The following is a 22404-nucleotide window of genomic DNA, read 5'->3' as shown; positions in this document are numbered from 1 at the left end:
CGGCCGTAGGATGAGCGTATGGCTGAGCTGGAGACGTCGACAAGCGTGCCCATCGAAGGACTTGAAGTCCGCACCTTAACTGTTCACGGCGACAACCGCGGATGGTTCAAAGAAAATTGGGCCGGCGACCCCGCGATGCGCGTGGAGCAGAACAACGTCAGCTTCAACGCGCAGCGTGGGGCGACACGCGGCATGCACGCGGAACCGTGGGACAAATACGTCTCTGTTGCAACGGGACGCGTCTACGGCGCGTGGGTTGACCTGCGCGAAGGTTCACCGACATTCGGCGCGAAGTACGGGTGCGAAATCGGTCCGGACACTGCGGTGTTCGTGCCGCGCGGCGTCGCCAATGGCTTCCAGGCGCTCGAGGACGCTACAACGTACATTTACCTGTGCAACGCGCGCTGGAGCCCACACGCGCAATACGCGTTCTGCTCCTACCGCGAGAGCGAGTGGCCGCTCGAGCCCACTGAAGTTTCAGCGAAGGATCTCGAGCATCCGATGCTTGCCGACGCCTCCCCCGTCCCCCCTCGCCGAGTGTTAGTGACCGGAGCGAACGGGCAGTTGGGCCGCGCGTTGCGCCCGTTGCTGCCCCACGGGGATTTCGTGGGCCACGACGAGTTCGATCTGACTTCTGATGTCTCGACGTTGATGTCCGCTCGGGATTGGACACAATACTCCGCGATCATCAACGCAGCGGCGTTCAACGACGTCAACGGCGCAGAAGGTGACGGCCGAAACGGGGCCTGGGCCGTCAACGCGCTGGGTCCAGCGAAGCTCGCGCAGATTGCGGGGCGCTACGGCTTGACACTGGTGAACGTGTCCACGGACTACGTCTTCGACGGGACTGTGGGGGTGCATACCGAGGACGAGGCACCCAGCCCGCTGTCCGTGTACGGCGCCTCCAAAGCCGCGGGTGAGGCCGCTACCGCCGCCTGCCCCCGGCACTACCTAGTGCGGACGTCCTGGGTGTTCGGCGACGGGGGTAACTTCATGACGACCATGGCGCGGCTCGCACGCGAAGACGCCAGCCCGCAGGTGGTCAGTGATCAGCGCGGGCGACCGACGTGGGCCGAAGACTTGGCACGAGGCATCGTGCACCTGCTTGATTCAGGCGCCGAGTACGGCGTGTACAACATCACCTCCGGCGGCGACACCGCCTCCCGTGACGAGATCGCCATGGCCGTCTTCATCGCCTGCGGCGGCGACCCTTCCTCCGTCCAGCCGGTCACGACCGCGCAATACCAAGAGGCCTTCGGGCCCGAGGCGCCCCGGCCGGCCGAGTCCACGCTGGCACTGGACAAGATTGAGGCGACCGGATTCAAGCCGACGAACTGGCGCGCAGCCCTGGCGATGTACCTGGGGTAGGGCCAGCTCTTTAGAACGCGTGCACTAACGATCAGTAGGGCGCTTGAGGAGCCTTTTCGCTGTTCGAATTCACCTTGCCGTTGGAACAGTCTTAGGTCGTTCACCATAGGATTTCGGGGAGATCCGAAGATTTCAAATCACCTTATCGAACATACGTACGCTTTTCATGGCTCGGTTGTCCACGTGAGGTTGTAAGTTGTGTGGCAAAGACCAAGCGACATACAAACAGGGGGTGGCGAAGATGACCGAACGAGTTGGCGCAAATTCCTTGGCGGATGCCGTGGATGCCGTCGCGGAAGCAATGGCTGACATTTCGCGCATCTTTGCTGACCCCCACGCTTTAGCCTTCGATGCTGTCCGCACTGACATGGAGCGCCTCGAAGAGATCCTCTCAGGTCAGAAGGCATATGCCGACGCTGCGTTTGCCTACCTGTGTGACCGTGACGGAGCTGGCCGGGTTGTCGGGGCGAACCAGCCTGCCGCGTATCTGCGCGATGTTCTCGGTCTATCCCAGGCAGAGGCCATGGGGCGCCTACGCCGAGGAGAGGACCTCTTCGCCCCAGTCGAGGACACCACCCCCGACGACGAGTTCCTCTTCGCCGGCATCGACCCTGACTCCCCCGACGCGGACGAAGCAGCTGCGGCGGTAGCGGCAGCTGCGGAAGAGGCTCGTCGGAAAGCGGAAGAAGAGCGTGAGGCGAAGCGCCGGGCGAAAGAGGCTGCGCTGAAGGCGGCGAAGGAAAAGCAAGACATCATCAACCGCGAGCTGATGAATCTGCGCAACGACGCGGTTCCGGGGCGCCCAGTCATTCTCGCCAAATCTCTCGACGAGGCTGACAAGCGCAGCCCAGAAGACCTGCGCAAATTCGTCCGCCGGCTCGTGGACAACGCTAACGCTGCCGGCCGGAAGAACAGCCCGGACAAGCCGCAATCGGACTTTGATGCGCGGAAACTCATCATGGGCAAGCCCGACAGCGCAGGCATGTGCCGGGTCACCATCGATCTTCCGGCCGGCGAAGCCGCGGTGCTCAAGGCGGCGCTGGACCTCGGGCGCGGCGGAATAGGCGACAAATCGGGCTCTTCCGAGCAGGAGCCAAAAGACACGCGCACGATGTCGCAGCGGCGCTTCGACCAATTCATGCACATCGTGACCAACTTCTCCGGAACCAAGGCTGGCTCGCAGGGCGGTATCGGCACTGTCGTCGTCGGCATGACCCTCGATGACCTGAACAACGCCGACCACACCACTAAGTTCATGACCAACACCGGGATCAGCCTGACCGCGTACGACATGCTCCGCCTCGGGTTCACAGGCACCGACTTCATCGCTCAGCTCGACTCGGTCACCGGCGTCCCCCTCTCGCTGGGGCGCACCCGCCTGGCAAGCGTCCACCAGCGCATCGCACTGCTGGCCATGCAGGGAGTGTGCGCCTGGCACGGGTGCGACCGCCCGATGAGCGAGCTGGACATCCACCACATGGAGTCCTTCTTCGACGGCGGGCTGACCGACATCGAGAACCTCATCGCCCTGTGCCGCGAACACCACATGTGCAACAACGACCGCAGAGATGGCAGAGGTAACAAGGGTTACGTCGACCGCGACCCCGAAACCGGCCGGGTGGGGGTGATCCCCGCAGACGGCGGGCCGATGAGATTCAACGAAACCGTCGACGCCCACGAAAGCATCGGACATAAACTCCGCAACCGACAAAAAGGGCACCACCCGCCACCGGGGTCCACCCCCGGAGGCCCTCCTGACCCGGTGCTCTTCCCTGTCGCTTAATCGTCACCTATTCTCCCCTACCCGCAGGCCGCCGAAGCGCAGAAATGCTGCCGGTGTGTCTGCGGGCTGGCACGCGTGGGCGTCGATAAGCACGGCGATGCGCGTGCGGTTGCGCGGGCGCGCACTAGACTCCACCTCTATGAAGGGCATCATCCTCGCGGGCGGATCGGGCACACGGTTGTACCCGATCACGAAGGGCATCTCGAAACAGCTCATGCCCATTTACGACAAGCCGATGATCTACTACCCGCTGTCCACGCTGATCAGCGCAGGTATTCGCGAGATCTTGGTGATCACCACGCCGGAAGACCGGGGCGCATTCGAGCGTTTGCTTGGCGACGGCTCCGCCTGGGGCCTCATGATCGACTACGCCGTCCAACCCTCCCCGGACGGGCTGGCGCAGGCGTTCATCATCGGTGAGGACTTCATCGGGGACGACTCGGTGGCTCTGGTCCTGGGCGACAACATCTTTGAAGGGGCCGAATTGACGCGGCTGATGGGCGACGCGTTCGACCCCGCTGGCGGTGCCATCTTCGCCTACGAAGTCTCCGACCCGGAGCGCTACGGCGTGGTGAGTTTCGACGAGCACGGCACCGCGACCGCCATTGAGGAAAAGCCTGCCCAGCCGCAGTCCAACTACGCCGTGGTCGGCCTGTACTTCTACGACAATGACGTGGTCCGAATCGCGAAGACGATTGAGCCGAGCGAGCGCGGAGAGCTGGAAATCACCAGCATCAACGATGCTTACCTGAAAAAGGGCGCGCTCAAGGTGCACCGCCTCCACCGCGGCGACGTGTGGTTGGACACCGGCACGATCGACTCGATGAGTGAAGCGAGCGCATATGTCGAGGTGATTCAGAAGCGCACCGGCACCGTCATCGGGTCACCGGAGGTCGCGGCCTACCGCCAGGGCTTCATCGACGCGGCCGCGCTGGAAAGTCTTGCTCAGCCGATGTTGAAGTCGGGCTACGGCCAGTACTTGCTCGATGCGGCTCGGGAGTGACCAGACATGACCCATGAACAACCCTATGAACAGCCCGGCGCGGTCACGGTCTTGATGTCGGTGTACCGCAACACCACCGCCGACGAGCTCGCGTTGACCTTGGACAGTCTCGCGGCCCAGACGCGGCCGGCGGAGCGGATCCTGGTGGTCAAGGACGGCCCGGTGCCCCACGAGGTGGAGGACCTACTCTCCGTGACGGCCGCGGTGGACACGGTGACGCTAGAGCGCAACAGCGGACTCGGCGTCGCGTTGGCAGAGGGCTTCAAGCACATCGATACGGAATTCGTCGCACGGTTGGACTCCGACGACGCCGCGTTCCCGGAGCGCCTGGAGAAGCAACTGGCGTTCATGCGCGAGCACCCGGAGGTGGCGGTTCTGGGCACCGCGATGCAGGAGTTCGACGGCGAGCGCCCAGACCCGTCCACCACGGGTGGGATCCGGCGTCTGCCGGAGACCCACGAGGCGATCGCCCGCTACGCTCGGATCAACTCCCCGATGAACCATCCGTCCGTGCTCATGCGCACCGAGGCGGTCCGACGTGTCGGCGGCTACCAGCCGATGCACAACATGGAGGATTACGACCTCTGGGCTCGCCTCATCGCGGCGGGTGAGAAACTCCACAATCTGCCAGAGCCGCTGACGTACTTCCGGGTGAATGACGCCCAGTTGAAGCGCCGCACGACCGCGGAAACGCGGAAGGCTGAACGCGAATTGCAGGCCAAACTTGTTCAGTACGGCCTGATCTCCCGCCCCCGCGCCGCCGTTAATCTAGCGGTGCGGAACCTCTACCGCGCACTGCCGTTGAGCACTATGAAAAGGGTTTATGCGGTCCTGTTCCACCGCGGCCGGTAAGCGCGACTAGTCTGTCGGTCATGGCCCTCAATCCTTTGCGCAACGAGTTCGCAGACACGTGGCTGATCGTGCCGTGTTACAACGAGGGCCCTGTGATCAACCAGGTTTTGGCGAATGCGCTGCAGACGTTTCCCAATATTGTGGCGGTCAATGATGGCTCGGCCGATGATTCGGCAGTGCAGATCCACGCGGCCGGCGCGCACTTGGTGAATCACCCGGTCAATCTCGGGCAGGGTGCGGCAATCCAGACGGGTGTCGAGTACGCCAGAGCCCAGCCCGGCGCGCGCTTCTTTGTCACCTTTGACGCTGACGGCCAGCACCAGGTCAAGGACGTGGTGCGTATGGTGGGCCGGTTGCGGTCGGAGCCGGTGGATATCATCGTCGGCACGCGTTTTGCAGGCGACCAGGAGAATTCGCAGGTGCCGCTGATCAAGCGCATCGTGTTGAAGACGGTGGTGTTCTTGTCGCCGCGGACCCGCAAGCTGGGGTTGAGCGACGCGCACAACGGGCTGCGCGCCTTCAACGCGAAGGTGGCGGCGGAGATGAACATCCGGATGAACGGGATGTCGCACGCGTCCGAGATCGTCGCGATGATGGATGAGCGCAAGTGGCGCGTCGCGGAGGAGCCGGTGGACATTTTGTACACGGAATACTCGATGTCGAAGGGCCAATCGCTGGTCAACGGCGTGAATATTCTTGCTGACGGGCTTGTGGCCAGGAGGCTGCCATGATCCAATTCATTCTGCTCATCGCGGCGGTAGTGCTCGCGGTGTACTTCTTCACCCAGCGCAAGAAGGCATTCGCGAAGGCGTGGGTGAAAATCGGGTTCGCGCTGCTGGCAATAGCGGCCGTGTGGGCGATTCTGCGCCCCGACGATGTGACCATTCTGGCGAACTGGCTCGGAGTGGACCGCGGCACGGACCTGATGCTGTACGTCATGATCATCGCGTTTTTCTTCACCACGATGTCCACGTGGGTGCGGTTCCGCGAGCAGGAGCTGCGGTACGCACGGCTCGCACGCGCGGTCGCCCTCCAGAACGCGGTGCCGCCCATGCTTATCGACGCCCCAACCAACCCCTCCCAAACCCCTCCCCCAGGTAACTCCCGTGACGGTCTAGACTGAAGTTTCATGAGCTCTGGTAAGGACGAGTCCGAGAAGTCCACTACGAAGATCCCGCCCCTGATGTGGGCGTTCACGTTGGTGCTGGCCGTGGGGTCCGGTGTCGGCGGCTACATCATTGGTGAGCGCGAAGGCCAGCAGAATGCTGTGGATCAGATTGCCGAGCAAATCGGTGCCGACGGCACTGATCGCGCTGGCGGCGCGGGCGCTGCGGGCGACGGTTCCGGAGAGGCCGAGGAGCCCCAAGTCAAGGAAGTTCCCGATAACGTCGAGCCGGGCACGGACTTCAGCCCGGCGAAGAAGCAGGACAACGGCTACTACGATGCCACGATTCACGGCCCGGGCTCCCCGGTGACGTCCCCCGAGGAGATCGCGAACACGGCTCGCCGCGACCCAGCGGATCCCATGTCTCAGGGCGCTCTCGACGCCCCGGTCGTCATCGCGGAGTTCACCGACTGGGAGTGCCCGTACTGCATCCGCCATGCGGCTGAGACGGAGCAGGAGCTGATCGACGAGTACGTCGATGCTGGACTGGTCCGTATCGAGTGGAATGACATGCCGACCCAGGGTCCGAATTCTGTGGCGGCCGCCAAGGCGGGCCGCGCCGCCGCTGAACAGGGCAAGTTCACCGAGTACAAGAAGGCATACATGGCGGAGGCTGCCGAGCGCGGCGGCCACCCAGGCTTCACCATCGACGACTACGTCCGCTTCGCCGGCACGGCCGGGGTGCCGGACTTGGCGAAGTTCCGCGAGGACGCGGAGAGCGAAAAATACGACGAAGCGCTTGAGAAGTCACTCGAGTACGCCCAGGAATTGGGGATCACCGGCACGCCCGGCTTTGTGGTGAACAGGGATTTCATCGGCGGGGCGCTGCCGGTGCAGGAGTTCCGTTACGTGATCAACGGTGAGCTGAAGAAGGTCGCCGACAAGAACTAGCCGGCGACCCTGGCAGTGCGGAGAGTGCCGTAGGGGCTAGTAGCCCCTGCGGATCCATTCCTCTAGGTGCGGGGCCTCCTCCCCCACCGTGGTGGCGTCGCCGTGGCCGGTACGCACCACCGTCTCCGGCGGAAGATCCAGAACGGACTTCTGCAGCGACTCGATGATGGTGTCGAAGGACGAGAAGCTGCGTCCCGTTGCGCCTGGCCCACCCTGGAACAGAGTGTCGCCGGAGAACAGCTCGCCGGCCTCGGGCAGGTAGAGCACGACGGATCCCGGCGAGTGGCCGGGGGTGGACATGACGTGCAAGTCGGTGCCCGCCACAGAGAACACCGTGCCGTCTTCCAGCTCGAGGAATTTCTCCTCCGGGTTGGCGTCGTACCAGAGCATGTCGTCGCCGGGGTGGAGGTAGACGGGGGCGTCGACAAGCTTGCTCAGCAGCGGCGCGGCGTCGACGTGGTCGTTGTGGCCGTGCGTGGCAATGATGCCTTTGACCTTGCGGTCTCCCACGGCGGCGGCGATGGTTTCAGCGTCGTGGGCCGCGTCGATGATGTAGACCTCACTGTCGTCCCCGACGATCCAGACGTTGTTGTCTACCTCCCATTCGCCGCCGTCGAGCTTGAACAGGCCGGAGGTGACTACGTTTTCAATCTTCATGGGGCTACTCCTTAAAACTCGACCACAGAGCGCAGCACGTCGCCCTGCTTCATCTTGGTGAATGCATCCTCGACGTCGTCCAGTCCGATGCGCTCGGAGACGAATTCACCGAGCGGGAAGCGGCCGTTGAGGTGCAGGTCGACGTATGCCGGGAAGTCGCGCTCGGGCAGGCAGTCGCCGTACCAGGCGGGCTTGATGGAGCCGCCGCGGGAGTAGAGGTCAATCGCGGGGATGTCTACGTGGTCCGTTTGGTTGGGCACGCCGACCATGACCATGCGGCCAGCAAGGTCGCGCGAGTAGAAGGCTTGGTGCCACGTTGGCTGGATGCCCACCGCATCGATGGTCACGTCGGGGCCGAAGCCGCCGGTGAGTTCCTGGATTTTCTCGATCACGGCGTCTTCGTCCATGTCCTTCGTGCAGACTGCGTGCGTTGCGCCGAATCGCTCGGTAGCGGCGTCGCATTTGCGCTGATCGACGTCCACCGCCACGATCGTCGTCGCCCCCGCCAGGGCCGCACCCGCCACGGCCGCCAGGCCCACGCCACCGAGTCCGAACACGGCGACGGATTCGCCCTGCCGGATCTCACCGGTGTTCACTGCTGCGCCGAGACCGGCCATGATGCCGCAGCCGAGGAGGCCTGCAGCCGCAGGATCTTCGTCCGGGTTGACCTTAGTGCACTGCTTTTCGTGGACAAGGGTTTTTTCAGCAAACGAGCCGATGCCGAGAGCGGCGGTGAGCTCGGTGCCGTCGGTCAGCGTCATGGGCGTAGACGCGTTGAAGGTGTTAAAGCAGTTCTTAGTGTCGCCCTTGCGGCACGCGCGGCACTCGCCGCAGACGGCGCGCCAGTTGAGGACGACCAAGTCGCCCGGCTCGACGTGGGTAACGCTGTCACCGACGGTGTCCACGACACCCGCGGTCTCGTGGCCGAGAAGGAAGGGGTAGGCGTCTTCAATGTCGCCGTCGCGGTAGGCGAGGTCGGTGTGGCAGACGCCGGTGGCCTGGACTTTCACCACAACGTCGTGGGCGCCGGGGGCGGGGATCACAATGTCTGCGATCTCGACCTCGGCGCCTTTCTCACGGGCGATGACGCCCTTGACAGTCTGCTGGTTCTGTTCGTTGTTTTCGTCAGCTTGGGGGTCTGTAGAAGTCATGCCCCGAGCCTAGCGATCTTTGCGCTTAGCTTGCCGCGACGATTTCGCCCATGTGGCGGTGGCCCTGGTGGGTCGAGTGAATCGGAGCGTTGCCTGGGCCGGCGTAGAAGTCGATGAGACCAGCGAACTCGCGGTCCCCGTCGCGGGCGCACATGCCGTTCTTGGCGGTGCCCGGTTTGAGGTCGACGAACTGGGTGCCGGTGGCGCGGGCCAAGTCGACATTCATCCACTGGGCGAGGTTTTCAAAGTCGCGGACCATCGGCATCGGCGTTGCGTCATACATATTTGGTCCAAGGTGGAACAGGCAGACGCGGTCGCCGCCGGTGATGGTGGGGTAGCCAATGAGCTGGATCTTTGCGTTCGGCGCGGCGCGGCGGATCTTGTCCACCTGCGGGCGCATGAAGTCGACGTACTTGCGACGGACCTGCATCGGGTCTTCGCCCATATGGTTGTAGGTGTCGTTGAAGCCCACCTGGAGGACGACGCGGCGCGTGTTGCCGTCGAGGCCGCGCTCACGCACGGCGCGGTCGATCTGGGCGGTGATGTTCGGGCCCGGGGAGATACTCACGGCACCGGGGCAGGAAAAGTCGCGCGGCTGCAGGCCGAGCTTGCGCGCAGCGATCTTGCCAAAGTTCTGGTCGGAGGTCGGGCACCACCGGCCCGGGTTGGAAGAGCCGTTGGGGTGCAGGCCCATCCGGGCACCCAGGTACTCGATGGAGTGAGCGTCGGCGATCACGGAGTCGCCGAAGATCACCATGTTGCCCTGCTGCGCGTTGGCGTTAGGGGCAGCCATGATTCCCGCGCCCACGAGGACGGCGGCGATGAATGCAGTCACAGCTTGACGGGTACGGTTAAGCATTGTTCGTCGACTTTCTGCTGGTAGTGAGTTGTTCATCGGAAGACCCCTGATGCGGCCCACAGGAGTGATGTCGCTTCCAGGAGGGAAGATGTTACGTCCTAGCCTTGCAAACGCTTGCCACTACCTGTCACTTCTATCACAATTGGATCTTTTGCACCGCCACTATAGATGACCCGGCAGTCCCAGATCTAAGAAGAAGCCTAGCGAAACACTTGTGCCCACAAAAGCGATAGCCTAATCAAATGAGAATTCGCTGCCAGTAGCTTACGCACGCTTGTCCTAGCCTGCAGAAGGGAACCCCGGATGTCCAACCGAGTCAGCTACACCCCAATCCAGCAGGTCGGAGCGTTCTTGGATCTTGCCTCGCTGATCGTCCGTCGCGGCATTGTCGGCTTCGAGGGCGGCCCAGGGGTCTTGATCCGCGGTTTCGGCGACATCCCAAGCTGGGGCATCACAACCGCCCGCGAGGTAGAACAGGGTGCGCGCTGCTGTCCGCACCGCAACGCGCTTATCGACGACTCAGGGGTCCTGTCCTACCGCGATCTCCGCAACGGATCCCGCAAAGTCGCCCAGTGGCTACTGTTTCGGGAGCTACGAGCGTCGATAAGCTGCTGGTCAGCAACGAGAAACTGCCGCGCCTGCCTTTGATCCCCAAACAAGGCGACCTGGTGCTCATGTCGTCTGGCACGACCGGCATCCCGAAGGGGATCCTGCGCAACGAGCCGAAGGTCCCTTATGTTCTCACCGGCTTGTTGTCGGCGGTGCCGTGGTATTCCAACCAGACGCTGCTGCAATCCGCGTCGATGTTCCACACGTGGGGCTGGTCGACACTCAACGTGGCGTTGGGGTCGCGCGCAACCATTGTCATGCAGCGCGAGTTCGACCCGGCGAAGACGATGCAGCAAATCCAGGACTTCAAGGTCGACGGGCTGATTTCATCCCCGATCTTCTACAAACAGATGCTCGACTTGCCGAACAGCGACGACTATGACACGTCCTCCCTGAAGTGGATCGCCTCCTCCGGCAACGCGCTGACGCCCGATGTGGTCCAGCGCGTGCACAAACGTTTCGGCCCGATTCTGGCCAACATCTACGGCTCGACTGAACTGTCGCTGACCGCCGTGGCCACCGCCGAGGAGGTCGCGGAGCACCCGACAGCGGCGGGGCGAGTGGTGCCAGGAAGCGTAGTCAAGCTTTTCGACGACGACGGCAACGAAGTCCCCCAAGGCCAACCGGGCCGCATCTTCCTCAACAACGAGACTGCCCTGAAGAGGTACTCCAACCCGAACACGCCGATCGTGATGATCGGCAAGCTCATCGAGATGGGCGACCGCGGATACTTCGATGAGAAAGGCCGCCTCCACGTCTTGGGCCGCAACGACGACATGATCATCATTGGCGGCGAGAACTTCCACCCGCAGTCGGTGACGGAGACCCTCGAGCCGATGCCGGGTGTCGCCGACGTGTACGCCGGCGGCGTCGACGACGAAGAAACCTTCAAGCGCGTCGCCGTGTGGGTCGTGCGTTCCGACGATGACCACGGCCGCTCCCTGACCGCCGACGCCGTCCGCGACTGGGTGCGCGACAAGCTCGCCCACCACTCCATCCCCCGTGACGTCAACTTCGTCGACTCCCTCCCCCGCAACCCGACGGGCAAGGTGGTCGCGCGCTTCCTGCCGGAGTCCCGCCGCGACGATTAAGCGCGCGTATAGTTAGCTCCGTTTCCAGCCCGCTCATTACGGTTACGAACGGAGCTTTATCATGGCCCACTTTTCTGCCCGCCAACTCAAGCACTTCATGCGATTCTGGCCGCCGTTGCTCGGCGCCGGCATCAAGATCGAGGAGTTCACCGACGACGGTACCCAAGTCGTGGTCTCCCACAAGCCCAACATGCTGACCAAGAACGCGATGGGTGTGGCCTTCGGCGGAACCATGTCTGCGATGACGGACCCGTTCTACATGCTCGCGTCCATGCACCGTCTGGGCAAGGAGTACAAGATCTGGGACACCGGCGGCGAAATCAAGTTCTTGAAGCCCGGCCGCGGCAAGATCACTGCCGACATGCGCATCCCCGAGGAAACCTATGCGTTGATCAAGGAAAAGACCGCTGGAGGCGACAAGTATCTCCACTGGTTCGAAGTGGACATCACCGATGAGGAAGGCGACGTGGTCGCGCACGTGCGCCGCCAGGTGTACTACCGGCTGAACCAGAAGAAGGAAGAAACCCAAGACAAGGTCGCTGACGAGGCCCAAGATACGGACCAGGGTAACGACAAAAGCCAAGTCAAGAGCAAGTCAGCATCCAAAGAAAAAACCGTCTAAAGGGCCCCCGACTAAAGGGGGGTGCGGATGGCAGCGATTTTTCGCCCCCATTCGAGACAAAATGGCACTCCGCATACTTGGTGTAATTTGAATGCACATGGAAGGAATTGATTCGGGCTCCCCTTCTCCAGCCATGAGCCTTACTGATCGGTGGACGAAGATAGCCAGAGAAGTTTCTTTCATTGACTCGGCTCTCAACAAGTGGCTCGAAAGCAGCTTTGGCATCGGCCTGACTGAATTCCGTGCAGCGCTCCTCATCAGCAAGAGTCCTGATCGAGAACTACGAATCACGGAATTGGCCCAACAACTCGGCCTTAGTCAGAGTTCGGCAACTCGCTTGGTGGAGCGAATGGAACGCAAAGAGCTGGCTTTCCGAGATGATTGCCCCGACGATGGGCGCGGTATCTACGCGGCTTTGACCGAGGACGGATCAAAAAAGGCTGCCACCATTGCAGAACCATTCGATGACAAACTCCGGTCCCTAATCGGGGACATGCAGCCGGATTGGCTCGACCTTCACCTAGCAGCCCGCAGTTCAGATAGCGACGACTAGCTGGGAAGACGCAACGAGCGCATGCTTTTGCATTGATCCATGCATGTACATGCACTAAGGTTAGTTTTGTCGTCGCCACAAGAAAGAGAGAACAGTTGAAAACCCACGTAGATGTTTTCATTGATTACGTATGTCCATACTGCTATCTGGTCGAAAGCGCCCTCGACGAGCTCAAGCGAGACAGAGACGTTCACGCAACAATTCGCCCATTCGAACTTCGCCCCTCCCCTGTTCCCACCCTTCGGCCGGAAGATGACTATCTTCCGCGGGTCTGGAAGCAATCGGTCTATCCGATGGCCCGACGGCTTGGTATCCCCATGACTCTTCCGTCAGTTTCGCCACAACCCCGTACCCAGAAAGCTTTTCTGGCACTACAGCTTGCCCAAGAGCAAGGTAAAGCAAACGAGTACTCCGAAGCCATGTTCAAAGCATTCTTCCAGGACGATCGCGATATCGGAGTGGATGACGTCATTATTGACGTTGCCGCATCAGTTGGACTGAACCCTGACGACGTCCAAACCGCCTTGAATGACGAAGCGCGTCGCCAGCAGCACCGTCTCGACCAAGACTTCGCGGTTAACACGGTTGGGGTCACGTCGGTTCCGGGAATACTCATCAATGGCCATCTCCTGCGTGGCGTTCCCAGCGCGTCTAGATTGAAGAAAGCTTTTGATGAGATCGCGGCAAAGCCACCGTTGCCGGGGGCGGATTCATGAGCATTTCCCTTGAACAGCTGCACCGCGAGATGCGCACTGCAGTCGACTTTTCAACCCGACACGTTGATGGCGGCGGTCTCCCATTCGTCGGTGCCGTCGCTGATAACTCCGGAATCATCTCGCGCCTTGGAGTAAATGAAGTACATGAAACGGGGGACCCCAGCGCCCACGCTGAAATCGTCGCGATGCGGGACGCGCTTTCATCTCATGGCCGCGAAACACTGACCGGAACCATTCTGCTGGCTACCGGAGAACCATGCGGCCTGTGTTATCGCTTCGCCATCGACCATGGGATCGGCACAATCTACACAGCCGTTGATCGCGACGCTGTCGCGGCGTTCGGTTTCGATTACCGAGCCAGCTACCGAACCATGCGTATTAACGATTATCTGCGTGATCGCATGCTTCATCACCTACCCACTACGAACGCTCACGAGCCGTTCACCCGCTATCTCGAAAAGCACATGTAGGCGGATTCCCCCAACGACACCTAACCCGGAAAAACGAAAAGGACATTAATCATGCACTGGCTTTACCTTGCAATCGCCGTAGTCTTCGAAGTCACTGTAGGCATAGCAGCCGGAAAGGCGAACGGCTTCAAAAATATCCCCTGGACGATCGCCACCCTCGTCAGCGGTGCGATCGCAACTTTCTTTCTAAGTCTCACGCTGCTCACCTTTGACGTCGGTGTCGGATATGCCCTTTGGACCTCCATTGCAGGTATCGGAATCGTCATCGTCGGAGCCTTGTTCCTAGGCCAGAAGTTGACCTTAAAGAAACTCGTCGGAATCGGAATCGTCATCGTCGGAGTTGTCGGCCTCAATCTTGCCGGCACCGCCTAACCACACTCCCACACACCTACAGAAAGGCTTACCTTCATGTCCTCCACCACACCTCAAAACACCACGCTGGACAGCCCCGGAACAAAGTTCGGGCCCTGGCTCGCTCTGCTGCTCGCCGGGGGATTCGAAGTCGGCTACGCCCTCAGTGTTAACGGCAGTGAAGGCTTCACCAACGTCAAATGGTCTCTCGTCGCCATCGTGTTCTTCCTCTGCACGCTGTTCTTCCTCAGCGTCGCATTGAAAAAGATTGATGTCGGCATCGGTTACGCCGTATGGGCTGGTATCGGTGCCGCTGGCGCTGCTTTACTCGGCCCCGTCTTTTTCGACGAAACACTAACCCTCGCGAAGGGATTCTGGCTCGCGGTCATCATTGGTGGGGTCGTCAGGCTGAAACTCGCTGACAGCCCAGCGTTCGAAATGCAATCCGACCGGTAACTGATCCTATCCTTGTGGGAACACCACAACTTTGGACTGAAGCGACCCGAGAATGTCAGACTATTTCGGCACTACGTAACTGCTTCCAGCAGACTCGCCTGTTTCGCTCGGCTGGTTTGGATCCGTAGTGAAGTGTCCTGGGTTTAGTTCCGCTTATTGAACGCCCAACGGGTGGGCGTGTGATTGTTGATAGTAGGCGTCTTCCATCTCTTGTGGAGTGATGTATCCCAATGACTCGTGCACGCGGTGGTTGTTCCACCAGTACACCCAGCGAAGGGTCGCGATCTCGAGTTCCCCAACCGACGCCCACGGCCGGTGGGGATAGATCAGCTCTGTTTTGTATAGACCGTTGACCGTTTCCGCCAACGCGTTGTCGTAGGAATCGCCGACGGTGCCAACGGACGGATCGATCCCAGCTTGAGCAAGCGCCTCACTGTTACGAATGGACACGTACTGCGAGCCGCGATCGCTGTGGTGGACAAGTCCTTCAGCACGGAGATCACCTGCGTGATAAAGAGCGTGCTCAAAAGCCTCCAAAGGCAGCTCATCGGTGCGCATGCTCGCCCTGGTGGCAACCCCGACAATCTTGCGGGAGTACGCATCGGTGATGAACGCGGTGTAGGCAAACCCGGACAGGGTACGCACGTAGGTGATGTCAGCGACCCACAGCCGGTGCGGCGCTGACGCGGTGAAGTCACGATTGACCAGATCAGGACGACAATCCGGGACATCAGCCCGAAGCGTTGTGATCGGAGTGCGGCCCCTTCTGCGGCCTTGGATGCCGGCGAGTTTCATCAACCGTGCCGTCTGATCACGACCGATGTCCCAGCCGGCGCGCTGCATAGCCTTCCACATCTTGCGGACCCCGTACACGCTGAAGTTGTCCTCGAAGACTTTCACCAATTCGGGGATAAGCAGCGCGTCTGACAAGCTCCTGGCCGACGGGGCTCGTGTTTTCGCTGCTCGGTAGCCACGAGAGGTGATAAACCCACATTCTGTCTGCCTTAACGTGCGACAGATGGCCTCGACCCCGAAGCGATCGCGATACGCATCGATGTATTCGATCATCTTCTGGTGGGACGGTCGAGTTCCGCTGCGAAAAAAGCTGACGCGGTCTTCAAGATCTCGTTCGCCCTGCGCAGCTCCTTAATCTCTTGCCGCAGACGCTTCAGTTCCTCGTCGACCGACTCGCCAGTGCCCCGCTGAACGTCGGGGGACGCTTTGACAGGCTTCAACCAGTTGTTGAGCGTGTGCGCCGAGACGCCGAGCTTCTCGCCGATCTCCTCCGCCGCCGCCCACTTCGAGCACCCCTCAAGCTCAACGAGCTCCTCGGCTAACCGCACCGCCTTGTCCTTGAACTCGTCACTGAACTTCCTAGGCATGATCCAATCCTCCTCTAGAAACGATCGGAACCAAACCCAGGACACTTCATAGGAATCTAATCTACGGGCAAAACTGGCCAAAACCGAAACAGCATTCGGGGTCAGTGACCTAGCCAGTCAGCCAAGGCACTTTCAGTAGTCTCTAGCTGGCGGCGTCGCGCGGTTAGCTCCCGCAACCGTCGCTTCATTCGTTGCCGTGTCGCCGCGCATTCAGGGTTCGGTGCCGGCTCTTCCGTCATACACGGCAGCATAAGCATGGCATCTTTAGCTGTGAAACCCATGTCGAAAAGCGACTTCACTTGTCGTGCTCGTTCGATCTGGGCAGAAGAATAATCACGGTACCCAGTCTCCGTTCGATCGGGAACCACCAAGCCCACTGATTCGTAGTGTCGCAAGCGGTGTGCAGGTACGCCAATTTCCTGCGCAGCCCGGGCAATCCTCATTTCAGATCTCCTTTGACTTGACCTTCACACTAGTCTCAAACCTTACCGTTGCGTTGTGCAAAAGATGACCACCAAACTTTCCATATTTGTGCTCGCTACAGCTCTTTTCGTAGTAACCACGAGCGAGTTTCAAGTCTCTGCAATGATGACCGACATGGCCGTCGACCTCGGCCAACCCATCGGTAAGCTCACTCATCTGGTGACGGCGTACTCCTTAGGTATGGCCCTTGGTGGACCAACACTGGCATGGGCACTTAACGGCAAACCAGTTCGTGCGTGTCTAACGGGAGCGGTTTTCGTGTACGCGGGTGTTGAAATTACCGCGTCGTTTTCACCCACGTTCACGGTTCTACTCATCATCCGCTTCCTTACTGGGTGTCTTTCTGGGGCGATTTTTGGTCTTAGTCTCACTGCTGGCGTCCTCTTAGCGGGCACGCGGAATCAATCTCGAGCTGCTGCCGCAATCCTCTCCGGGCTCATGGCCGGAACACTTCTTGGATTACCGCTTAGCCACGTCATTGGATGGCTTGCAGGGTGGCGCATGTCGTTCATCCTTCTAGGTTTCGCAGCATTCATGATCGCGGTTGTGTTGGCAGCGGCCCTTCCGCGTATCCCTGCACTATCGGGCGAAGGAACTGAGCGAGTCTCCGTTGTCAGTAACCCAGGTGTGTGGAGCCGCATGTTGACCAGCTTCTTCACCATCGGTGGTTCCTTTGCGGCATTCGCATTAATCGATCCAATACTTCGGCGCGCAGGTTTCACCCCCATTGGAACAACCGTCGCACTCATTGGATTCGGAGTGGCAGCGTTTACAGGCAATCTCTTGTGGGGAAAGGTCTCAGAAACCAATGCTCAAAAGTTTCTGCTCGCTGGCCTTTCAGCCCAAGCCGTTGCGCTACTGCTCCTGGTTGCGACCCCCAATGCCGGCCCCATCACAGCCCTGGCGATAGTCGCACTCGGAGGTACAGGAATGGCGCTCAACCCGCTGTTAGTGACCCGACTCATGGCACAGGCTGACCCCCACCCTTTCATCAACACCGTGCACACAGGATTCATAACCATGGGAGCAGCGGCCGCAACCGCAGCAAGCGGATATGTGCTAGCCAACGAAACGAGCCTCACACCGTCGATTCACGTAGGCGTTGTTTTCACACTGATTGCCTGGATAATCACGGTCGTCACCCCCGACCACTCCGATGTCAGACAGGGATGACTAGGAAACGAACTTGTCACGAGCCTAGAACGGCCTCATTGTCAGCTGCGTGCTTTAACGCTGCGCGCCGAACTCACCAGTCGCGAATGACACACCCCCGCGCTGCCTTCGCAGTTCACGGGGGTGTGTCACTTGGAGCCGCCTGCGAGAATCGAACTCGCGACCTTCTCATTACGAGTGAGATGCTCTACCGACTGAGCTAAGGCGGCGGGGACTATTAAAGGTCCGAACCGATAGCATAATCGACGCGCACCCCCGCACAAAACTGGGCAAACTTGAGACGGTGACGGGGTGTGAGGGCAGCGTTGGGCCGAGACATGAAGAAGCCTTCCAGGGAGGCTCGATGGTGGCCGAGTCAGGCAGCAGCGGAAACGTGCAGCACCTCGTAGGCGGAGACATCGGTGGAGGTCTCGTCGGCTTCTTTGGTGCTGAGCTCGACGAGGACGGCGGCCCAGGCGGTGACGTCCACGGCAGCGACGCGGGCCACGGTGGAGTCAATGGTCGTAACGAGAAAGTCCGCAGTAATGCCCTCGATGCAGTGGGACGGCGCGGCGCCGTCCGGCAGGGGCACGGTCTTGATGGTCAAGCTGCGGGCTGCGACGTAGTCAGCCGGACCGGCAACGAGCTGATGGACAGTCCAGTCTTGGATCGGGTGGCGGCCAAAGTCGTGCACGATGGCCGAGTATCCAGGTTCGCCCCAGCAGAACTGACGCATCCCGTCGATGTCGCGCCAGACGTAGAAGGGTGCGTAGGCGTTGTGGGTTGCACCCCTGGCCTTCTCTTGGATGAGGTAGGCCTTGAACTCCAGTCCGTGGTAGCCGTCCATGAGGTGCCCCGTCCGGGTGACACGATCGCGAATGATTTGCATGTCGTAGTCAGTGGGCAGCGTGATCTGATACTGCATGGCGTACATCAGTGGTTCTCCTTTGTTGCGTGGGACTAAGTCGCGGGATTGACGGGTTCCGGCCATTCGATAACCGACAGGTCATCAGCGGCTTGCTGGTAGGCCTCATGTGTCATGGGCTGTTCGGGTGCAGCGCCATGCCAGTGTCGCCGGCGGGCATCGAGCCAGATGGACTCGCCCCCAGCCAGGCACTGGGGCACTTGCCCTTCAATGTGAACCATGGCAACGCCGTCCGTGGCATACAGTCCCTGACACTTGGGATGAGTGTGCGCCCCAGCCGCAAACGTGACGGCGTACACAGCCAGTGTCGACTCACGGGTGGGTGCCCGGCCAAGGTCTTGGCTTCGACTGTGCCCGTGAAGTACCCGGGAGCGAAGCTCATCGCCGGCTCCAGGTGCGCAGGAGCGTAATTGCGCCGCGGATAGCGGCGTCGAACTCTACAGGGTCTTGCTGGGCACGGGCTAAGACATAGCCACCCTGCACTGTGGCCACGACCATCGAGGCCAATTGGTGGGTGTCAGTTCCAGACGGGAACTCACCCGCATCGATCCCCTCGTGAATGACTGTCCCGATCGTCTCGACAAGCCATGCCAGGGTTGAGGAGACCGGCTGAAGCAGCTCAGGCGTAGCGATCACGTCGACGTCATAAGTCATACGACCCATACGGCAGCCCCGGAGGGAGTCGCGCTGGCGCTCGAGATAGGCAACGAGACGCTCCGTGGCCGTTCCCTTGCCACGGAGCAACGCATCCGCATCATTCCGCATGGCTGTCGCACTGGCCTCCAGAGCGGCCACCGCGAGGTCCTGCTTGCCCGAGAAGTGGTGGTACATGCTGCCTTGCCCCGCGTCGGCTCGGCTCAGTATGTCCTTCGGGCTAGTTGCTGCATAACCCCGCTCCCACAGCAGTTCCTGGGCCGCATCCAAGAGACGTGTCCTTGTGTCCATGCCCCCAGTGTACATACCAGTAGTTACAGAATTCTCGTCGACCGCTCCGCGCCGAGCTCAATCTATGTCCCCGCTCAGTACACTTAGCTCACGCCGCACGCGATGCGGATGCGCCCGAGCATGCCGTTGAAGGCGATGACGGGCATGACGTTCTGGTGCAGGCGCGCGCGGCATTCGGCCACGGCGTCGAGGCACTCCGTGATGCCCGCCAGGTCGGCGTGGTTGGCAATCTCTGTGGATAGCCCCTCAAAGTCAGGGTGCACCAGGGGCACTCCTCCCCCGCTGCTGGTGATCATCGCGTCGCGGTAGATCCCGGCGAGGTCCACCAGGGTGAGGTCGAGCACGTCGCGCAGGCGACGGGTACCGCGCGCCTTTTGCGCAGCTTCGAGCTCTTTGAGCGAGGACGCCGTGCCGCGCAGCGCCTTCGCCGCGCCTTTGCCTTTCGCACCCATGCCGAGGGCGTTTTCGAGCCGCTTGCGCTCCTCCTCGTCGGACGAGGCATACGCGTCCTTGGCTTCCGCGTCTGCGGACTTCACCAACGCCGCCACACCTTGGAAGGCCTGGTCGCCGTGGAAGACGAGTTCGGCGATGTTGATAGCGGCCGCCCGGCGCTTCTGCGACGCATCCGAGTTGACCAGGCGGCGCGCCCGGCCGATGTGCCGCAGTGACGTGACGGCGGCCAGCCGCGCGTCGGACTCCGCTGCGCCTTCTTCAGAAACCAGGATGCGCACGATCTCGTCGACGGACGGGGCGGGCACGTACAGGTGGCGGCAGCGCGAGCGCAAGGTCACGGAGAAGTCCTGCGGGTCGGTGGACGGGGCGCACATGATGATGACGGTGGTTTCCGGCGGCTCCTCCACCGTCTTCAGGATGGCCTCGGGGGCCTCACGGGAGAAGCGGTCGGCGTCTTCGATGATGATGACGCGCCAGTTCGCGACCGTCGGTAAGCGTGTCGCCGCAGGAATGATCGTGTCGCGCACCATGTCGATGCTGATGGTCATGCCCTCCGGCACGATGTGCACCACGTCCGTGTGGGCGCCGGCGAAGACGTCCCGGCAGGCTTGGCAGTGCCCGCAACCGAGTGCGTCCGCGGGCGATTCGCACACGAGCGCCGCTGCGAAAGCCACAGCGGCCGTGGAACGCCCAGCCCCCGGCGGGCCGGTGAACAACCAGGAATGCGTCATCGCGTGCGGGTCAGCGCCGGGCACTCCGCGTGCGGCCGCCGCGGCGCCGAGGATGGTCGCACGGACCGACGGGGTTCCCGCCAGCCTCTCCGGAACGCTCAGCTCACTCACGCTCACCAGCCTACAACCCCTCCCGAACACCACCCTGGGCCCGCTCCGCGATGGCTTGTCCACTCTTCACCTACCCCCGACGTAGAGTAGGTGAACGTGGAAAGAATCTGGCGCGGCGTGAAGTGGCTCATGGGCACACCATGGCCTCTGTATGCTTCCGTGCTGCTGTTCACCAACGTGGTCAGCGCGATCGCGATCATGTTCTTCGTCCGTTACCTCATCCCGATGCAGGGCACGGAGTATTTGGCGGATGTGGCGAATGTCTTCGGGCCGTTGGCGGTCGTTTATCTTGTCATCGCCGTGATCTTCGGCGGCATTGTCTCCTACATGCTGTTTCGACCGGTCCTGCTGTATGAGCGGCGCCCCGACGATTTCGACGCCCACAGCGTCTACCGCCTTGTGCTCCGCATTCCGGTGCTGCAGACACTCGTGGTCGGGGTGATTTGGCTCCTCGGCATCATCATTGCCACCACAGCCACGGCGCTTTACGACGGCTCCTTAGCCCTCGTCATCGCCATCTCCACCCTCATGGCGGGCCTGGTCACCTGCGTGCTCACCTTCGTCCAGGCGGAACGCCTCGTGCGCCCCGTGGCGGCATCGACCTTGGCGCGGCAACACGAGGACTCCACTCTGGAACCTCCGATCAAACAGCGTCTGTATATGACCTGGTTCATGACTTCGGGCGTGCCGCTGCTGGGCATTCTGTTCCTGTTGGCCGCCCAGTACTACGGGTTCTTCGAAGACACCCCCGGTGAGCTGTTGCCGTCGGTAAGTGCCCTGGCGGGCACCGCGATCTTCACCGGCATGGCGGGCACCGCGTTCGCCGTCATGAACGTCGTCGACCCGATCAAGGAGCTCCAGCAGGCGATCAACCGAGTGCGCCGCGGTGAGACGGACACGCAGGTGCCTATTTACGACGGCTCCGAGCTCGGCGTCCTGCAAGCCGGCTTCAACGAAATGATGCGCGGGCTCAACGAGCGTGAGCGCGTCCGCGACATCTTCGGCCAGTACGTCGGCTCCGAGGTGGCCCAGAAGGCCCTCGAGGAGAAGCCGGAGCTCGGCGGCGAGGACCGCAAGGTCGCCGTCGTGTTCGTCGACGTCATCGGTTCGACGAACTTCGCCGTCAACCACTCCCCTAAAGAGGTCGTGGAGGCCCTCAACGCCTTCTTCGAGATCGTCGTGGACGTGGTGCACCGCAACAAGGGCGTGATCAACAAATTCCAGGGCGACGCGGCCCTGGCCGTCTTCGGTGCGCCGCTGGCGGTGACAGACTCGGCCTCCCACGCCCTCCAGGCCGCACGCGAGCTGCGCCAAGAGCTGCGCGGACTCGAGCTCGACGCCGGTATTGGCGTTGCGAGCGGCCACGTGGTCGCCGGGCATATCGGCGGCCAAGACCGCTTCGAGTACACCGTCATCGGTGACGCCGTGAATACCGCCGCCCGTCTCACCGAGGTGGCCAAGGACACGCCGGGCCGAGTGCTCACCAACGCCTCGACGCTGACAAGCGCCAACGAGATCGAGCAGGCGCGCTGGACCGTGATGAAGTCGATCGAGCTGCGCGGCCGCAACAAGATGACGCAGCTCGCCCGCCCGGTGCGCGCGACGATGGCGGACAGCGCCTAGCC

General features: G+C 61.6%; 27 protein-coding genes and 1 tRNA gene. 17 read left to right on the top strand and 11 right to left on the bottom strand.

Annotated features, from left to right (window positions below):
- The first annotated feature begins 18 nt into the window (after positions 1 to 18).
- Complete coding sequence (locus KBX17_RS00430) at positions 19 to 1368, top strand: sugar nucleotide-binding protein (RefSeq protein WP_256018046.1); 1350 nt, start codon at positions 19 to 21, stop codon at positions 1366 to 1368.
- A 241-nt stretch (positions 1369 to 1609) separates the two neighbouring features.
- Positions 1610 to 3151 carry an HNH endonuclease signature motif containing protein gene (locus KBX17_RS00425; protein WP_256018044.1) on the top strand — a complete coding sequence of 514 codons (1542 nt, stop codon included), beginning with the start codon at positions 1610 to 1612 and terminating at the stop codon, positions 3149 to 3151.
- Positions 3152 to 3154: 3 nt separating this feature from the next.
- Here KBX17_RS00425 and KBX17_RS00420 read toward each other — a convergent pair whose 3' ends face one another.
- Positions 3155 to 3286, bottom strand: a complete 132-nt coding sequence (locus KBX17_RS00420; RefSeq protein WP_255996039.1) for a hypothetical protein — start codon at positions 3284 to 3286, stop codon at positions 3155 to 3157.
- A 4-nt stretch (positions 3287 to 3290) separates the two neighbouring features.
- Here KBX17_RS00420 and rfbA point away from each other — a divergent pair, with 4 nt between their 5' ends.
- The 5 genes from rfbA to KBX17_RS00395 are packed head-to-tail and all read left to right on the top strand — an operon-like array spanning position 3291 to position 7062.
- Entirely contained in the window at positions 3291 to 4154 is an 864-nt protein-coding gene (rfbA, locus tag KBX17_RS00415) for a glucose-1-phosphate thymidylyltransferase RfbA (protein WP_256018042.1), read from the top strand.
- A 6-nt stretch (positions 4155 to 4160) separates the two neighbouring features.
- The gene (locus KBX17_RS00410) at positions 4161 to 5006 is read left to right on the top strand and encodes a glycosyltransferase (protein ID WP_256018041.1); all 846 of its coding nucleotides are present in this window, start codon (positions 4161 to 4163) and stop codon (positions 5004 to 5006) included.
- 20 nt (positions 5007 to 5026) lie between these two features.
- Positions 5027 to 5737, top strand: coding sequence for a glycosyltransferase family 2 protein (locus tag KBX17_RS00405; protein WP_005287108.1), 711 nt, complete (start codon positions 5027 to 5029; stop codon positions 5735 to 5737).
- Positions 5734 to 6129: a DUF2304 domain-containing protein gene (locus tag KBX17_RS00400; protein ID WP_255997725.1), complete on the top strand. Its 396-nt coding sequence runs from the start codon at positions 5734 to 5736 to the stop codon at positions 6127 to 6129. Before KBX17_RS00405 ends, KBX17_RS00400 begins: the two co-directional genes overlap by 4 nt.
- Before the next feature lie 6 nt (positions 6130 to 6135).
- A complete protein-coding gene (locus KBX17_RS00395; protein ID WP_256018039.1) occupies positions 6136 to 7062 on the top strand; it encodes a thioredoxin domain-containing protein in 927 nt (308 codons plus the stop codon).
- A 36-nt stretch (positions 7063 to 7098) separates the two neighbouring features.
- Here the strand turns inward: KBX17_RS00395 and KBX17_RS00390 are convergent, their stop codons facing one another.
- Genes KBX17_RS00390 through KBX17_RS00380 form a run of 3 tightly spaced genes read right to left on the bottom strand, consistent with a single transcriptional unit; the run spans position 7099 to position 9705 of the window.
- The gene (locus KBX17_RS00390) at positions 7099 to 7719 is read right to left on the bottom strand and encodes an MBL fold metallo-hydrolase (protein ID WP_256002160.1); all 621 of its coding nucleotides are present in this window, start codon (positions 7717 to 7719) and stop codon (positions 7099 to 7101) included.
- 11 nt (positions 7720 to 7730) lie between these two features.
- Positions 7731 to 8870, bottom strand: coding sequence for an S-(hydroxymethyl)mycothiol dehydrogenase (locus tag KBX17_RS00385; protein WP_005287121.1), 1140 nt, complete (start codon positions 8868 to 8870; stop codon positions 7731 to 7733).
- A 25-nt stretch (positions 8871 to 8895) separates the two neighbouring features.
- On the bottom strand, positions 8896 to 9705 hold the full coding sequence (locus tag KBX17_RS00380; protein ID WP_232210314.1) for a GDSL-type esterase/lipase family protein: 810 nt from the start codon (positions 9703 to 9705) through the stop codon (positions 8896 to 8898).
- Positions 9706 to 10032: 327 nt separating this feature from the next.
- Here KBX17_RS00380 and KBX17_RS00375 point away from each other — a divergent pair, with 327 nt between their 5' ends.
- From KBX17_RS00375 to KBX17_RS00340, 8 genes are all read left to right on the top strand, one after another.
- On the top strand, positions 10033 to 10377 hold the full coding sequence (locus tag KBX17_RS00375) for a hypothetical protein (RefSeq protein WP_256018037.1): 345 nt from the start codon (positions 10033 to 10035) through the stop codon (positions 10375 to 10377).
- Complete coding sequence (locus tag KBX17_RS00370) at positions 10302 to 11429, top strand: AMP-binding protein (RefSeq protein ID WP_256018036.1); 1128 nt, start codon at positions 10302 to 10304, stop codon at positions 11427 to 11429. Before KBX17_RS00375 ends, KBX17_RS00370 begins: the two co-directional genes overlap by 76 nt.
- A 61-nt stretch (positions 11430 to 11490) precedes the next feature.
- Positions 11491 to 12051: a DUF4442 domain-containing protein gene (locus KBX17_RS00365; protein ID WP_255996019.1), complete on the top strand. Its 561-nt coding sequence runs from the start codon at positions 11491 to 11493 to the stop codon at positions 12049 to 12051.
- A gap of 97 nt (positions 12052 to 12148) precedes the next feature.
- Positions 12149 to 12604, top strand: coding sequence for a MarR family winged helix-turn-helix transcriptional regulator (locus tag KBX17_RS00360; RefSeq protein ID WP_255996017.1), 456 nt, complete (start codon positions 12149 to 12151; stop codon positions 12602 to 12604).
- A gap of 95 nt (positions 12605 to 12699) precedes the next feature.
- Positions 12700 to 13320, top strand: coding sequence for a DsbA family protein (locus KBX17_RS00355; protein WP_255996015.1), 621 nt, complete (start codon positions 12700 to 12702; stop codon positions 13318 to 13320).
- Positions 13317 to 13790, top strand: a complete 474-nt coding sequence (locus KBX17_RS00350) for a nucleoside deaminase (RefSeq protein ID WP_256018034.1) — start codon at positions 13317 to 13319, stop codon at positions 13788 to 13790. Before KBX17_RS00355 ends, KBX17_RS00350 begins: the two co-directional genes overlap by 4 nt.
- A 51-nt stretch (positions 13791 to 13841) precedes the next feature.
- Positions 13842 to 14162: a multidrug efflux SMR transporter gene (locus KBX17_RS00345; RefSeq protein ID WP_255997712.1), complete on the top strand. Its 321-nt coding sequence runs from the start codon at positions 13842 to 13844 to the stop codon at positions 14160 to 14162.
- A gap of 36 nt (positions 14163 to 14198) precedes the next feature.
- Positions 14199 to 14597 carry a multidrug efflux SMR transporter gene (locus KBX17_RS00340; RefSeq protein WP_255996009.1) on the top strand — a complete coding sequence of 133 codons (399 nt, stop codon included), beginning with the start codon at positions 14199 to 14201 and terminating at the stop codon, positions 14595 to 14597.
- A gap of 153 nt (positions 14598 to 14750) precedes the next feature.
- Here KBX17_RS00340 and KBX17_RS00335 read toward each other — a convergent pair.
- Positions 14751 to 15979, bottom strand: a protein-coding gene (locus KBX17_RS00335; protein ID WP_256018032.1) for an IS3 family transposase whose coding sequence is annotated in 2 segments (ribosomal slippage) — positions 14751 to 15703 and positions 15703 to 15979 — 1230 coding nt in all. Because the reading frame shifts where the segments join, the coding sequence is not laid out codon by codon here.
- A 101-nt stretch (positions 15980 to 16080) separates the two neighbouring features.
- Positions 16081 to 16422 (bottom strand): MerR family transcriptional regulator, encoded by a 342-nt coding sequence (locus KBX17_RS11520; RefSeq protein WP_370687026.1) that lies wholly within the window; start codon positions 16420 to 16422, stop codon positions 16081 to 16083.
- 64 nt (positions 16423 to 16486) lie between these two features.
- Here KBX17_RS11520 and KBX17_RS00330 point away from each other — a divergent pair, with 64 nt between their 5' ends.
- The gene (locus KBX17_RS00330; protein WP_255996062.1) at positions 16487 to 17635 is read left to right on the top strand and encodes an MFS transporter; all 1149 of its coding nucleotides are present in this window, start codon (positions 16487 to 16489) and stop codon (positions 17633 to 17635) included.
- A 133-nt stretch (positions 17636 to 17768) separates the two neighbouring features.
- Here the strand turns inward: KBX17_RS00330 and KBX17_RS00325 are convergent.
- The 5 genes from KBX17_RS00325 to KBX17_RS00305 all read right to left on the bottom strand — a co-directional run bounded on the left by KBX17_RS00325 (position 17769) and on the right by KBX17_RS00305 (position 20779).
- Positions 17769 to 17844, bottom strand: a tRNA-Thr gene (locus tag KBX17_RS00325).
- 146 nt (positions 17845 to 17990) lie between these two features.
- On the bottom strand, positions 17991 to 18548 hold the full coding sequence (locus KBX17_RS00320) for a DUF4865 family protein (RefSeq protein ID WP_255996227.1): 558 nt from the start codon (positions 18546 to 18548) through the stop codon (positions 17991 to 17993).
- A 26-nt stretch (positions 18549 to 18574) separates the two neighbouring features.
- Positions 18575 to 18760, bottom strand: a complete 186-nt coding sequence (locus KBX17_RS00315) for a hypothetical protein (protein ID WP_255996228.1) — start codon at positions 18758 to 18760, stop codon at positions 18575 to 18577.
- 157 nt (positions 18761 to 18917) lie between these two features.
- Positions 18918 to 19484 carry a TetR/AcrR family transcriptional regulator gene (locus KBX17_RS00310; RefSeq protein WP_255996229.1) on the bottom strand — a complete coding sequence of 189 codons (567 nt, stop codon included), beginning with the start codon at positions 19482 to 19484 and terminating at the stop codon, positions 18918 to 18920.
- A gap of 83 nt (positions 19485 to 19567) precedes the next feature.
- Entirely contained in the window at positions 19568 to 20779 is a 1212-nt protein-coding gene (locus tag KBX17_RS00305) for a DNA polymerase III subunit delta' (protein ID WP_256018030.1), read from the bottom strand.
- A 96-nt stretch (positions 20780 to 20875) separates the two neighbouring features.
- Here KBX17_RS00305 and KBX17_RS00300 point away from each other — a divergent pair, with 96 nt between their 5' ends.
- On the top strand, positions 20876 to 22402 hold the full coding sequence (locus tag KBX17_RS00300) for an adenylate/guanylate cyclase domain-containing protein (protein WP_255996231.1): 1527 nt from the start codon (positions 20876 to 20878) through the stop codon (positions 22400 to 22402).
- Positions 22403 to 22404: the final 2 nt, after the last annotated feature.

It is taken from the genome of Corynebacterium sp. CCUG 65737, from assembly GCF_024454115.1.
Taxonomy (GTDB): Bacteria; Actinomycetota; Actinomycetes; order Mycobacteriales; family Mycobacteriaceae; genus Corynebacterium; species Corynebacterium genitalium.
This window is presented reverse-complemented; position numbering and strand designations above follow the sequence as displayed.

What these genes read in the sequence shown, in the direction of transcription:
- KBX17_RS00365 (WP_255996019.1), top strand. Translation starts at nt 11,491, where the DNA reads ATGGCCCACTTTTCTGCCCGCCAACTCAAGCACTTCATGCGATTCTGG.
- KBX17_RS00345 (WP_255997712.1), top strand. Translation starts at nt 13,842, where the DNA reads ATGCACTGGCTTTACCTTGCAATCGCCGTAGTCTTCGAAGTCACTGTA.
- KBX17_RS00360 (WP_255996017.1), top strand. Translation starts at nt 12,149, where the DNA reads ATGGAAGGAATTGATTCGGGCTCCCCTTCTCCAGCCATGAGCCTTACT.
- KBX17_RS00315 (WP_255996228.1), bottom strand. Translation starts at nt 18,760, where the DNA reads ATGGTTCACATTGAAGGGCAAGTGCCCCAGTGCCTGGCTGGGGGCGAG.
- KBX17_RS00425 (WP_256018044.1), top strand. Translation starts at nt 1,610, where the DNA reads ATGACCGAACGAGTTGGCGCAAATTCCTTGGCGGATGCCGTGGATGCC.
- KBX17_RS00410 (WP_256018041.1), top strand. Translation starts at nt 4,161, where the DNA reads ATGACCCATGAACAACCCTATGAACAGCCCGGCGCGGTCACGGTCTTG.
- KBX17_RS00385 (WP_005287121.1), bottom strand. Translation starts at nt 8,870, where the DNA reads ATGACTTCTACAGACCCCCAAGCTGACGAAAACAACGAACAGAACCAG.
- KBX17_RS00350 (WP_256018034.1), top strand. Translation starts at nt 13,317, where the DNA reads ATGAGCATTTCCCTTGAACAGCTGCACCGCGAGATGCGCACTGCAGTC.
- KBX17_RS00400 (WP_255997725.1), top strand. Translation starts at nt 5,734, where the DNA reads ATGATCCAATTCATTCTGCTCATCGCGGCGGTAGTGCTCGCGGTGTAC.
- KBX17_RS11520 (WP_370687026.1), bottom strand. Translation starts at nt 16,422, where the DNA reads ATGAGGATTGCCCGGGCTGCGCAGGAAATTGGCGTACCTGCACACCGC.
- KBX17_RS00320 (WP_255996227.1), bottom strand. Translation starts at nt 18,548, where the DNA reads ATGTACGCCATGCAGTATCAGATCACGCTGCCCACTGACTACGACATG.
- KBX17_RS00330 (WP_255996062.1), top strand. Translation starts at nt 16,487, where the DNA reads ATGACCACCAAACTTTCCATATTTGTGCTCGCTACAGCTCTTTTCGTA.
- KBX17_RS00375 (WP_256018037.1), top strand. Translation starts at nt 10,033, where the DNA reads ATGTCCAACCGAGTCAGCTACACCCCAATCCAGCAGGTCGGAGCGTTC.
- KBX17_RS00340 (WP_255996009.1), top strand. Translation starts at nt 14,199, where the DNA reads ATGTCCTCCACCACACCTCAAAACACCACGCTGGACAGCCCCGGAACA.
- KBX17_RS00310 (WP_255996229.1), bottom strand. Translation starts at nt 19,484, where the DNA reads ATGGACACAAGGACACGTCTCTTGGATGCGGCCCAGGAACTGCTGTGG.
- KBX17_RS00430 (WP_256018046.1), top strand. Translation starts at nt 19, where the DNA reads ATGGCTGAGCTGGAGACGTCGACAAGCGTGCCCATCGAAGGACTTGAA.
- KBX17_RS00390 (WP_256002160.1), bottom strand. Translation starts at nt 7,719, where the DNA reads ATGAAGATTGAAAACGTAGTCACCTCCGGCCTGTTCAAGCTCGACGGC.
- KBX17_RS00395 (WP_256018039.1), top strand. Translation starts at nt 6,136, where the DNA reads ATGAGCTCTGGTAAGGACGAGTCCGAGAAGTCCACTACGAAGATCCCG.
- KBX17_RS00405 (WP_005287108.1), top strand. Translation starts at nt 5,027, where the DNA reads ATGGCCCTCAATCCTTTGCGCAACGAGTTCGCAGACACGTGGCTGATC.
- rfbA (WP_256018042.1), top strand. Translation starts at nt 3,291, where the DNA reads ATGAAGGGCATCATCCTCGCGGGCGGATCGGGCACACGGTTGTACCCG.